The 13,035-nt window shown below is 49.8% G+C and carries 7 protein-coding genes; all 7 read left to right on the top strand.

Features of this window, described 5'->3' with window-relative positions:
* The first annotated feature begins 186 nt into the window (after positions 1-186).
* On the top strand, positions 187-3,792 hold the full coding sequence (rpoB, locus tag AC9UCN_RS01570) for a DNA-directed RNA polymerase subunit beta (RefSeq protein WP_509523120.1): 3,606 nt from the start codon (positions 187-189) through the stop codon (positions 3,790-3,792).
* A 20-nt stretch (positions 3,793-3,812) separates the two neighbouring features.
* A complete protein-coding gene (rpoC, locus tag AC9UCN_RS01575; RefSeq protein ID WP_509523121.1) occupies positions 3,813-8,015 on the top strand; it encodes a DNA-directed RNA polymerase subunit beta' in 4,203 nt (1,400 codons plus the stop codon).
* A gap of 156 nt (positions 8,016-8,171) precedes the next feature.
* Positions 8,172-8,543: a 30S ribosomal protein S12 gene (rpsL, locus tag AC9UCN_RS01580; protein WP_509523122.1), complete on the top strand. Its 372-nt coding sequence runs from the start codon at positions 8,172-8,174 to the stop codon at positions 8,541-8,543.
* Entirely contained in the window at positions 8,543-9,013 is a 471-nt protein-coding gene (gene rpsG, locus AC9UCN_RS01585; RefSeq protein ID WP_509523124.1) for a 30S ribosomal protein S7, read from the top strand. The genes rpsL and rpsG overlap by 1 nt, the downstream gene beginning before the upstream one ends.
* Positions 9,014-9,075: 62 nt before the next feature.
* Positions 9,076-11,178: an elongation factor G gene (gene fusA, locus AC9UCN_RS01590; RefSeq protein WP_509523126.1), complete on the top strand. Its 2,103-nt coding sequence runs from the start codon at positions 9,076-9,078 to the stop codon at positions 11,176-11,178.
* A 115-nt stretch (positions 11,179-11,293) separates the two neighbouring features.
* Complete coding sequence (gene tuf, locus AC9UCN_RS01595) at positions 11,294-12,484, top strand: elongation factor Tu (protein WP_509523127.1); 1,191 nt, start codon at positions 11,294-11,296, stop codon at positions 12,482-12,484.
* Between the two features lie 150 nt (positions 12,485-12,634).
* Positions 12,635-13,012, top strand: a complete 378-nt coding sequence (locus tag AC9UCN_RS01600) for a hypothetical protein (protein ID WP_509523129.1) — start codon at positions 12,635-12,637, stop codon at positions 13,010-13,012.
* Positions 13,013-13,035: the final 23 nt, after the last annotated feature.

Genomic DNA, 13,035 nt, shown 5'->3' on the forward strand with positions numbered 1-13,035 from the left:
GCTATTCATGGGTATTTAAACTGGGTGTTTACAACTTTGCCAAATCGTTATAGAGTATCCACTTGACCCAAAAAAACCAGTGCGCATATTTTGGCGTGCCCTGTTCGCATATTGTGGCGACAATCGGTTTCGGGACAGCCCCAAATCTGACCGCTTTCTAACTAATGTGCCCTTGGAGGGACCGCCTTGGCTGCTTCGAAAAACGCAAAAAACACCCGTCTAGCATCACGACCATCGTTCGCGAAGGTTCAAGAACAGATTGATCTTCCAGATCTTCTTTCCTTGCAAACCGAAAGCTTCGAGTGGCTGATTGGCGGACCATCATGGAGAGCCAAAGAAGGCAACAAGGCCAAGACCGGTCTTGACGAAGTATTCGAAGAGATCTCTCCGATCGAAGACTCAGCAAACTCATCACAAGACCCGAAGATGGGTCTAGTTTTTGGTGACCCAATTTTGTATGACCCTGCTTACACTCCAGACGAGTGCAAGACCAAGGGTAAGAGCTACACCCAACCTCTTTATATCAAAGCGGAATTCACCAACTACCTAACCGGTGAAATTAAGTCACAGACCGTTTTCATGGGAGATTTCCCAGTCATGACTGAAAAGGGAACATTCGTTATCAATGGAACTGAGCGTGTTGTTGTTTCTCAGCTTGTTCGATCTCCTGGTGTTTACTTCTCGGTTTCGACTAACACCACTGGAAACCTAGACGTTCGAAACAACAAAGCGCAGATCATTCCATCTCGTGGTTCTTACCTAGAATTTCTAACCGAGTGGGTTAGAGATGACCGTAAGCCAATCGCTCGTTTTGGTCAGCCAATTGTTCAGGTACAGGTAGATCGCAAGACTAAAGTTTCTGCAACTATCTTCTTGAAAGCACTTGGTTTCACTAAAGAGGAAATCATTGCAGAGTTTTCTGACATCGAAAAGGCAGTTGGAAGCGCTGCTCCAACTTGGAAATACGATGTTGACCTAATTGCAAACACTTTGGCTTATGACGAGTCAAAGGTTTTTGCCAACCCAATCTTGACCAAGGAAGATGCTCTTCGTGAGCTCTACCGCAAGGTTCGTAGCGAAGCTGCCGGTTCTGAAGTAGCGGCTGCATGGCTTAACTCAACTTACTTTGAGTCCAAGAGATACAACCTTGCAAAGGTTGGCCGTCACAAGCTAAACCGCAAGCTAGGTATCGACGAGCCACTAGAAGTAAACACTTTGACCAAAAGTGACGTAATTGGCGCGTTGAAGTACCTATTGCTGTTTGACCAGTCAATCGCGAACCAGGCATCTGCTTCGAACGCCCGTATCGAGTTCCCAGTAAAGATGAATGGCAAGGCTGTAAAGATTGCCGTTTCTGCTGACGACATCGATGACTTCTCAAACCGAAGAATTCGTTCCGTTGGAGAGCTAATCCAGAACCAGGTTCGTATCGGTCTATCTCGTATGGAGCGTGTTGTTCGTGAGCGTATGTCGACCCAGGACATCGAGGCGATCACTCCTCAAACATTGATTAACTTGCGTCCAGTAGTTAGCGCTATCAAGGAATTCTTTGGTGCTAGCCAGCTATCGCAGTTTATGGATCAGAACAACCCACTTGCAGGTCTTGCGCACAAGCGTCGCTTGTCCGCACTTGGTCCTGGAGGTATCGCTCGTGAGCGCGCCCAGATGGAAGTTCGAGATGTTCACCCTTCCCACTACGGAAGAATGTGTCCGGTTGAAACCCCAGAAGGACCGAACATTGGTCTGATCGGATCTTTGACCGCTTACGCAAGAATTAACGCGTTTGGTTTCATCGAGACTCCTTACCTGAAGGTAACTAACGGCAAGGTTTCTGGAAAGATCGAGTACCTAGATGCAGCAGCCGAAGATGGCAAAGCAATCGCTGGTGCTGACACTCCTTTGAACGCAGACAAGACATTTGCTAACAAGAAGGTATTCGCGAGATTCCGGGGAGACGTTGTTGAGTTTGACAAGGAAGATGTTGACTTCGTTGACGTATCTCCTCGCCAGCTAGCTTCGGTTTCAACTTCGTTGATTCCATTCCTAGAGCACGATGACTCATCACGTGCTCTTATGGGTGCAAACATGCAGCGTCAGGCTGTTCCACTAGTTCGCTCCGAGGCTCCATTTGTTGGAACCGGTATGGAAAGAACCGCAGCTTTTGACTCCGGAGCCTTGGTTATTGCTGAGACCGCCGGTGTTGTTGAAGAAGTTGCAGCCAACGTAATTGTGATCAAGCAAGAAAACGGCCGTAAGAAGGAATACCTTCTTCGCAAGTTTGACCGCTCAAACCAGGGAACTGCCATCAACCAGCAGCCACTTGTTTCAGTTGGCCAGAAGATTGAGGCTGGGGAAGTCCTTGCCGATGGTCCATCGACCGATAACGGTGAGCTAGCTCTTGGAAAGAACCTACTTGTAGCGTTCATGCCTTGGGAAGGGCACAACTTCGAGGACGCCATTATCTTGAGCCAGAACCTGGTCAAGGAAGACACTTTGTCTTCGATTCACATCGAAGAATACGAAGTTGACGCCCGAGACACCAAGTTGGGTAAGGAAGAAATCACAGCAGATCTTCCAAACGTTTCTATGGAAGCCCTTGCACAGCTTGATGAGAATGGAATCATTCGCATCGGTGCCGAGGTAAGACCGGGAGATATCTTGGTTGGAAAGGTAACACCTAAGGGTGAAACCGAGCTTTCAGCCGAAGAGCGTTTGCTTCGTGCAATCTTCAATGAGAAATCCCGCGAAGTTCGCGACACCTCTTTGAAGGTTCCTCACGGTGAAGGCGGAACCGTTATTGCAGTGAAGGTGTTTGACATCGAAGCAGGAGATGACGAGCTAGGTGCTGGCATCAACCAGAGAGTTGTTGTCAACATCGCGCAGCGCAGAAAGATCACCGAGGGTGACAAGCTTGCTGGTCGCCACGGAAACAAGGGTGTTATTTCTAAGATCCTTCCTGTTGAAGACATGCCGTTCATGGACGATGGAACACCAGTTGACATCATCTTGAACCCACTGGGTATCCCAGGTCGAATGAACTTCGGTCAGGTTCTAGAAACTCACCTTGGTTGGATTGCCAAGCAGGGTTGGAAAGTTGAAGGAGTTGCCAAGTGGGCAGACGCCATCGTTGCAGAAATGCGCGAGGGTAAGCCTGGCACCAAGGTTGCAACACCAATCTTCGACGGTGCTTCTAAAGACGAGATCATCGGATTGCTTGGCTCGACCCTTCCTAACAGGGATGGTCAGAGACTGGTGAACGAAACCGGAAAGACTCGTTTGTTTGACGGCCGTTCAGGAGAGCCATTCCCAGAGCCAATTTCTGTTGGATACATGTACGTGCTGAAGCTTCACCACTTGGTTGATGACAAGATTCACGCTCGTTCCACTGGTCCTTACTCCATGATTACTCAGCAGCCACTTGGTGGTAAGGCTCAGTTCGGTGGACAGCGATTTGGTGAGATGGAAGTTTGGGCGCTGCAGGCATATGGTGCAGCTCACACTCTGCAAGAGCTACTTACCATCAAGTCAGATGACATCACCGGACGTGTTCGTACCTACGAGGCGATCGTGAAGGGTGACAACATCCAAGCTCCAGGTATTCCAGAATCCTTCCGCGTTTTGGCAAAAGAGATGCAGTCTCTTGCTCTAAACGTTGAGGTTCTAAACGCCGAAGGTCAGGCAGTTCAGATGAAGGACGATGACTTCGAGTTTGATCGCGCAGCTGAAGAGCTGGGCATCAACCTATCTCGCAACGAGAACCTAACCGCAGACAACGAATACACCGGATTTTAGAGAGAGATTAGGAAAAAATCATGGAAGTTGAATCATTCGACGCCCTCAGAGTGGGACTAGCAAACGCTGATGACATCAGATCTTGGTCTCACGGTGAGGTTAAGAAGCCTGAGACCATCAACTACCGAACTCTCAAGCCTGAGAAGGACGGTCTGTTCTGCGAGAAGATTTTTGGTCCTACCAAGGACTGGGAATGCACCTGCGGTAAGTACAAGCGCGTTCGCTTTAAGGGAATTGTTTGTGAGCGCTGTGGTGTTGAGGTAACCAAGTCTTCAGTTCGTCGTGAGCGCATGGGTCACATCGAATTAGCTGCCCCGGTTACTCACATCTGGTACTTCAAGGGCGTTCCTTCAAGATTGGGTTACCTACTGAACATGGCTCCAAAAGACCTAGAGAAGATCATTTACTTCGCCGCCTACAGAATCATGTCCATTCACCACGAGGACAAAACCCTTGACGCAGGTCTCACCAAAGAAGACTACGTAGCGAGAATGCGCACCATCTCTGACGAGAGATTGCAGGAAATGCTTTCTGTTGCTCAGGCAGAGTATGACGCTCTAACTGGAATGGGTCTTTCCCTGCAGCACGCAATCAAGCTTTGGGAAGCTCCAACCTGGGTTGACGCTCAGTTCGCAAAGAGCCTGGAGCAGCTAATCGATCAGGAAGAAAAGAACCCTGAAGGTTTCTGGAACAAGAAAGCTCTTGCCGAAGCAGAAGCAGCAGACGACGAAGAGGTATCACCGGTTGTTCGTCCAGCGGCTGAAGAAAAGCAGATTAAGCAGCTTATTTCTGAGTTCAAGAAAAAGACCGACAAGATTGTTCGTGAGTTTGCTCGAGTAGAGCGTCCTGCCAACCTGCAAAAAGAGCAGCTGGCTTGGAGAATGTATCTGACCGTAAAGGCTGGAGACCTAATCCAGAACGACGTGATCTTCGATCACTTTGACTACTCCTATGGTGAATTCTTCGACACTTCTATTGGTGCTGAAGCCGTGCAGCGCGTTCTTTCAGAGTTCGACCTAGCAGGTTGTGCACTGGAACTTCGCGAGCAGATTGCAACCACCAAGGGTTCTAAGCAGACACAAGCTATTAAGCGCCTAAAGGTTGTAAACAGCTTCATGCAGTCAAACACTCCTCCAACCTCAATGGTTTTGGATGTTCTGCCTGTGCTACCTCCAGAAATTCGTCCGATGGTTCAGCTAGATGGTGGCCGCTTTGCGACCTCTGACCTGAACGATCTATACCGCAGGGTGATCAACCGTAACAACCGTCTAAAGAGATTCGTTGACCTAGGCGCTGTTCCAAAGACCATCTTGAACAACGAAAAGCGCATGCTTCAGGAAGCTGTTGACGCGCTATTCGACAACGGTCGTCGTGGCCGCGCTGTTACTGGAACCGGAAACCGTGCACTGAAGTCCCTATCAGATCTTCTAAAGGGTAAGCAGGGTCGTTTCCGTCAGAACCTTCTGGGTAAGCGTGTTGACTACTCAGGTCGTTCCGTAATCGTTGTTGGTCCTCAGCTGAAGTTGCACCAGACCGGTCTTCCAAAGCTGATGGCTCTAGAGCTATTCAAGCCATACGTAATGAAGCGATTGGTTGATTTGGGTCTTGCCCAGAACATCAAGTCTGCAAAGCGCATGGTTGAAAGATCTCGCCCACAGGTTTGGGGTGTTCTGGAAGAGGTAATCAAGGAGCGTCCGGTTCTTCTAAACCGTGCACCGACCCTTCACCGTCTAGGTATCCAGGCCTTCGAGCCACTGCTAGTAGAAGGTAAGGCCATCCAGCTTCACCCGCTAGTTTGTGCAGCTTTCAACGCTGACTTCGATGGTGACCAGATGGCTGTCCATCTTCCACTATCTGTAGAGGCACAGGCTGAAGCTCGTGTTTTGATGCTGGCATCAAACAACATCTTGAAGCCTTCCGATGGTCGTCCGGTTGCAACTCCTACCCAGGACATGATCATTGGTCTATTCCACATGACCACCTTGAAAGAGGCAGTCAAGGGAGAAGGTTCGGCTTACGGATCAATCTCTGAAGCTCAGCTTGCATTCGACGCTGGATTCTTGGATCTAAACGCCAAGATCAAGATTCGTTTGCCGCTAAAGGGTGAGCCAGCAATTCGCGAAACCACTTTGGGTCGTGCGTTGTTCAACGAAACTCTTCCAGTTGAGTTCCCTTACCAGGAGCTTCGCGTTGGCAAGAAGGAAATCGGTCGCATTGTGACTGACCTTGTTGACTCCGTTAGCCGCGTTGAGGTTGCCCAGTCACTAGACCGCATCAAGGATGTTGGTTTCTACTGGGCTACTCGTTCTGGTGTTTCGATGTCCATCTCGGATGCAAACTTCGACACCTCCGGAAACTTTGACAAGGCCCGCGCGAAGATCCTGCTTGATGGTGAGAAAGAACACACCAAGATTCAAGAAGCGTTTGACAACGGTCTAAAGAGTGACTTGGAGCGTCGTGACGAGCTAGGTGCTTTGTGGTTCAAGAGAACTAACGAGATCGGTACCTTGCTAGAAGAATCACTTCCAAAGGACAACGCCATTTACAAGATGGTTACCTCCGGTGCTCGTGGAAACCTGCTACAGATTCGTTCGATCATGGGTATGCGTGGACCGGTTGCAACTTCATCTGGTGACTTCGCACCTATGCCGGTCAAGGGAAACTACTTGCTTGGACTAACTGCGAATGAGTACTTCATTAACGCAACTGGTGCTCGTAAGGGTAACGCTGACACCGCCATGAAAACTGCTGCTGCGGGTTACCTAACCCGTCGTCTAGTTGACGTGGCTCAGGACGTTATCGTTCGTGAACCAGATTGTGGCACAACCAAGGGTCTAGACAAGGACCTACTCGACGATGACCAAGTAGAACTATCGATCTTGGCTCGTTGTGCGGCTGTTGACATCAAGGCTGACGGAAAGACAATTGCCAAGGCTGGAACCGCAATTGACTCCAAGCTAGTAGCGACCATGAAAGCAGCAGGTCTTGAGACCGTTGCTGTTCGTTCGGTTCTAACTTGTGAATCAGTTCACGGTGTTTGTGCCAAGTGTTACGGAAACTCCTTGGCTACTGGAGATCCTGTTGAACTTGGAGAGGCAATTGGAATTATCGCCGCTCAGTCAATTGGTGAGCCTGGTACTCAGCTAACAATGCGAACCTTCCACACCGGTGGTGCTGCATCGAGCGCTAAGAAGCAGACTATTTTGAAGTCCATTGGTGGTCGTAAGGTTCGCGTTGAGCGATTGATTTCCTACGACATCACCCAAGGTCTAAATGGTGTGACTGACTTGCTAGAAGCTCGTGTTGGATGGCGTCAGGCTGGAAAGGTTGCCGTAATGGCATTCTGGCCAGGAACCGTTGACATCGTTGAGGTTGCTAGCGCAACTGGAGCCAAGAAGTTCGATGTTTATGTTCGTCCAACTGGTGAAGCTGCCGAGAAGGAAGCCGAAGCTCTAGCGCTTCAGTACTCTTTCTCCAGAACAACCTCGAAGACCTTCAAGAAGCTATCTCCATACACACCTATTACTTCAGTTAGCTCACCAGATGATCTACTGATCGAAAAGGGCGATGCCGTAAAGGCCGGAGACTACCTAGTTGATGGAACTCCAATTCCTCACGAGGTATTGATGGTTAAGGGAAGCCGCGAAGCTGCCGCCGAAATCATCCGTGGTGTTCAGGCGATCTATGGTTCACAGGGTGTGCCACTGCACGACAAGCACCTTGAGGTTATCGTTCGCCAGATGCTTGGCAAGGTTACCGTTATCGACTCTGGAGACACTGAAATGCTTCCAGGTGAGATCATCGACCGTAACCGCTTCACCCGCATTAACCGCCAGGCGGTTTCTGAGGGTAAGAAGCCTGCATCTGCTCGTCAGGAAGTAATGGGTATGACCCGTGCATCCTTGGCTGCTCAGTCATGGCTATCGGCCGCTTCCTTCCAGGAAACCACCAGGGTGCTAACCCAGGCGGCACTGGATCGAAGAAGCGACCCGCTACTAGGACTAAAGGAAAACGTCATCATTGGAAAGCTAATTCCAGCTGGAACCGGACTACCTGGCTACCGCAACATCTCGGTAGACGGAACCGAAAAGGCCAAGGAAGATCGCTACCCGAACCGCATCTGGGGTCAAGAAGCCCTAGTCGAAGAGGTATCACCAGCGGCAGCGCTGAGCTTCTCGATGGACGAAGAATCAGTTGAGGCAAGCTCCGAGCCGGTCGAATAAACCATTTGACCGCTTGGAGCCTAATCAGCTAGGCTGGGCAAAGCGTCCTACGGGACGCATTGTCTTGCCAAAACAGCCAATAAGTTGGCTGGCAGCAAACTAAAGAAAATTTTTTCTCGGTATTTGACCGCGGGAAAACCTTAAAGGAGAAATGTAGTGCCAACAATTCAGCAGTTGGTCCGTAAGGGACGCACGTCGAAGGCCTCAAAGACCAAGACGCCAGCACTTAAGGCCAGCCCACAGCGACGCGGTGTGTGTACTCGTGTTTACACAACCACACCTAAGAAGCCAAACTCGGCACTACGTAAGGTAGCGCGTGTGAAGCTTTCCAACGGAATTGAAGTAACTGCATACATCCCGGGCGAAGGTCACAACCTACAGGAGCACTCCATGGTCCTAGTTCGCGGTGGTCGTGTTAAGGATCTTCCTGGTGTTCGCTACAAGATTGTTCGCGGAGCACTAGACACCCAGTCCGTTAAGGGCCGCCAGCAAGCAAGAAGCCACTACGGCGCAAAGCGAGGCAAATAATGCCTCGTAAAGGTCCAGTTACCAAGAAGCCAGTAGTTGCAGATCCGGTTTATGGTTCTCCGGTTGTTTCTCAGCTTGTAAACAAGATTTTGCTAGATGGCAAAAAGTCCATCGCGGAGTCAATTGTTTACGGTGCTTTGGATGGAGCCAAGAACAAGAGCGGCACCGAGGCTGTTTCACTTTTGAAAAAAGCTCTAGATAACGTACGTCCAACCGTTGAGGTTCGCTCACGTCGTGTTGGTGGATCTACCTACCAGGTGCCAATCGAAGTAAAGGCACACCGTGCCAACACTCTGGCTATGCGCTGGTTGGTAACTTACGCCAAGGCAAGACGCGAAAAGACCATGACCGAGCGTCTAATGAACGAGATCTTGGATGCATCTAATGGTTTAGGAGCTGCTGTGAAGCGTCGCGAAGACACTCACAAGATGGCAGAGTCCAACAAGGCGTTCGCGCACTACCGCTGGTAGAAACTACAGCAAACTGGCGCAGAAATAACTCTGTGCTGCACTAACTAATTCGGAGGATAACCGTGGCACAAGACGTGCTTACCGACCTGAGTAAGGTTCGAAACATCGGCATCATGGCTCACATTGACGCGGGTAAAACCACGACAACTGAGCGCATCTTGTACTACACCGGTATCACTCACAAAATTGGTGAGGTGCACGATGGTGCAGCAACCATGGACTGGATGGAGCAGGAGCAAGAGCGAGGCATCACCATTACCTCTGCTGCAACAACCTGTTTCTGGAACAACAACCAAATCAACATCATTGACACCCCGGGCCACGTTGACTTCACCGTTGAGGTGGAGCGTTCCCTTCGAGTTCTAGATGGTGCCGTTGCGGTATTCGACGGAAAAGAAGGTGTTGAGCCACAGTCTGAAACTGTTTGGCGTCAAGCTGACAAGTACGACGTTCCAAGAATTTGTTTTGTAAACAAGATGGACAAGCTCGGAGCTGACTTTTACTTCACCGTAGACACCATTATTAAGCGCCTCGGTGCAAGACCACTAGTTATTCAGCTTCCAATCGGTGCCGAGAGCACCTTCGAAGGTGTTATAGACCTAGTTGAAATGCGCGCACTGGTATGGCGTGGAGAAGTTGAGCTTGGTGCCAAGTACGAAGTGGAAGAAATTCCTGCGGACATGAAGGCTAAGGCCGATGAATACCGCAACAAGTTATTAGAGGCAATTGCCGAAACTGATGACGCTCTAATGGAAAAGTTCTTCGCTGGCGAAGAGATTTCCGTTGCCGAGATCAAGGCAGCGATTCGCAAGATGACCGTCAAGTCCGAGATCTACCCAGTTCTTTGTGGTTCTGCCTTCAAGAACAAGGGTGTTCAGCCAATGCTTGACGCCGTTATCGACTACCTACCAACACCACTAGACGTTGAGTCAGTTGTTGGTTTGGATATTCGTGATGAGACCAAGGAAATTGTTCGCGAAGCAAACTCTGCGGCCCCGTTTTCTGCTCTTGCTTTCAAGGTTATGTCGCACCCGTTCTTTGGTCGATTGACATACATCCGCGTTTACTCCGGTAAGGCGGCCTCTGGTGATCAAGTGTTGAACTCCACCAAGGACAAGAAAGAGCGCATCGGTAAGTTGTTCCAGATGCACGCCAACAAGGAAAACCCGGTTGACACCATTACTGCCGGACACATTTACGCAGCGATTGGTCTAAAGGACACCACTACTGGTGACACACTTTGTGACCCAGCAAACCCAGTTGTGCTTGAGTCAATGACTTTCCCAGAGCCAGTTATCTCTGTTGCTATTGAGCCAAAGACCAAGGGAGACCAGGAAAAACTAGGTCTTGCTATTCAGAAGCTTGCTGAAGAAGACCCAACCTTCCGCGTGGAGCAGGATCAGGAAACTGGTCAGACTGTTATCTCCGGTATGGGTGAGTTGCACTTGGACATCCTGGTTGACCGTATGAGACGCGAATTCAAGGTTGAAGCTAACGTTGGTAAGCCTCAGGTTGCCTACCGCGAGACAATCCGCAAGGTTGTTGAGCGCTACGACTACACCCATAAGAAGCAGACCGGTGGTTCTGGTCAGTTCGCAAAGATTCAGATCAAGCTCGAGCCAATGGAGGTCGAGGGCGACAAGGTATACGAATTCGTGAACTCGGTTACCGGTGGACGTATTCCTCGTGAGTACATCCCAAGCGTGGACGCTGGAATCAAGGACGCCATGCAGGTTGGTACCTTGGCTGGTTACCCAGTAGTTGGCGTAAAGGCAACCCTGGTTGACGGCGCTTACCACGACGTTGACTCGTCAGAAATGGCGTTTAAGATTGCTGGTTCGATGGCCTATAAAGAGGCCGCGAGACTAGCGAACCCAGTACTACTCGAGCCGTTGATGGCCGTCGAAGTGCGTACTCCTGAGGAATACATGGGAGACGTTATCGGAGACCTCAACTCTCGTCGTGGTCAAATCCAGTCAATGGAGGACGCCTCAGGCGTAAAGGTCGTTTCGGCCCTAGTTCCACTGTCTGAAATGTTCGGTTACGTCGGTGACCTACGCTCGAAGACCTCGGGCCGTGCGGTCTATTCGATGACTTTTGACACCTATTCAGAGGTGCCAAGGGCCGTCTCCGACGAGATCGTCCAGAAGAATAAGGGCGAATAAAGTCCCCTTTTACTGGGACCCAACAACCTTGTAAGATACAAAGTAAGCAAACCAAAAAATCCTTTGGCCCTCAAGGTCGGAGATTTACTACCAGTCCTGAGGAGGACCATACATAATGGCTAAGGCGAAATTCGAGCGCACCAAGCCGCACGTCAACATCGGTACTATCGGTCACGTTGACCACGGTAAGACCACTCTGACTGCGGCTATTACAAAGGTGCTTCATGACAAGTTCCCAACTCTAAACACCGCATCTGCGTTCGACCAGATCGACAACTCCCCTGAGGAGAAGCAGCGCGGTATTACAATCAACATTTCACACGTTGAGTACCAGACCGAGAAGCGCCACTACGCACACGTAGACGCTCCAGGTCACGCTGACTACATCAAGAACATGATTACCGGAGCTGCCCAGATGGATGGCGCAATCTTGGTAGTTGCAGCAACTGACGGCCCTATGCCTCAGACTAAGGAGCACGTTCTACTTGCAAAGCAGGTTGGCGTTCCTTACATCGTTGTTGCTCTAAACAAGTCCGACATGGTTGACGATGCAGAAATTCTTGAGCTGGTTGAGGTTGAGGTTCGTGAGCTACTTTCACGTTACGACTTCGACGGAGACAAGGCACCTGTTATCCAGGTATCTGCTCTAAAGGCACTTGAGGGTGACGCAGCATGGGGCGCTAAGGTTCTTGACCTTATGAACGCCTGTGACGAGTCAATCCCAGAGCCAAAGCGCGAAACTGACAAGCCTTTCTTGATGCCTGTTGAAGACGTTTTCACCATCACTGGTCGTGGAACCGTTATCACTGGAAAGATCGAGCGTGGAACAGTTAACGTGAACGACGAAGTTGAGATCGTTGGTATTCGCGACAAGCAGAAGACCACCGTGACCGGTATCGAAATGTTCCGTAAGCTACTTGACTACGCAGAGGCCGGCGAGAACGTTGGTCTACTACTACGTGGAACCAAGCGTGAAGATGTAGAGCGCGGACAGGTTGTTTGCAAGCCTGGCTCGATCACACCTCACACCAACTTTGACGCCAACGTCTACATCCTTTCCAAGGATGAGGGTGGTCGTCACAACCCGTTCTACGCTAACTACCGTCCTCAGTTCTACTTCCGTACCACTGACGTGACCGGTGTTATCACCCTGCCATCAGGAACCGAAATGGTTATGCCTGGTGACACCACTGAAATGTCGGTTGAGCTAATCCAGCCAATCGCCATGGAAGAGGGACTACGTTTTGCTATCCGTGAGGGTGGCCGTACCGTAGGTGCAGGAACTGTAACCAAGATCACCAAGTAATTACACTTACTTAGTTCAAACCCCCAGGAGAAATCCTGGGGGTTTTTACGTTTCGCGCCAAAAAATTGTTGTTTACCTAGTAAAGAGAAAGTTAACCTAATAACAACAATTTTGGTATTTAGCCCATTAATTCTTTGCCATATTTTAAGGATGACAATTCTAACTAGAACCGCTAAGAAGCCAGCGGCAAAGAAAACTGCAGCAAAAAAGCCAGCAGCTAAAAAGGCTTCCCCGTCCAAGGCCACTCCTAAAAAGAAGAAGCCACTAACCCCAGCTCAGGCAGTAGCTAAGGCGACCAAGAAAGCAACCGTAAAGGTAGCTAAGAAGGTCGTAAAGAAGGCAGCATCCAAGACCACCAAGAAGGTATCTAAGGTTGCCAAGAAGGTTGCTAAGAAAGTTGCCAAGAAGGCAACTCCTAAGTCACCTTCAAAGAAAGCTGCGGTAAAGGCAACAAAGAAGGTAGCAACTAAAGTTGCAAAGAAAGTAGCTAAGAAAGCTGCGCCTAAGAAAAAGTCAAAGAAGAAGTAACTTTTTTCTCCTTATTTCAAACC

Source organism: Rhodoluna sp. (genome assembly GCF_036721215.1).
Lineage (GTDB): Bacteria > Actinomycetota > Actinomycetes > Actinomycetales > Microbacteriaceae > Rhodoluna.

What these genes read in the sequence shown, in the direction of transcription:
- rpoC (WP_509523121.1), top strand. Translation starts at nt 3,813, where the DNA reads ATGGAAGTTGAATCATTCGACGCCCTCAGAGTGGGACTAGCAAACGCT.
- rpsG (WP_509523124.1), top strand. Translation starts at nt 8,543, where the DNA reads ATGCCTCGTAAAGGTCCAGTTACCAAGAAGCCAGTAGTTGCAGATCCG.
- AC9UCN_RS01600 (WP_509523129.1), top strand. Translation starts at nt 12,635, where the DNA reads ATGACAATTCTAACTAGAACCGCTAAGAAGCCAGCGGCAAAGAAAACT.
- tuf (WP_509523127.1), top strand. Translation starts at nt 11,294, where the DNA reads ATGGCTAAGGCGAAATTCGAGCGCACCAAGCCGCACGTCAACATCGGT.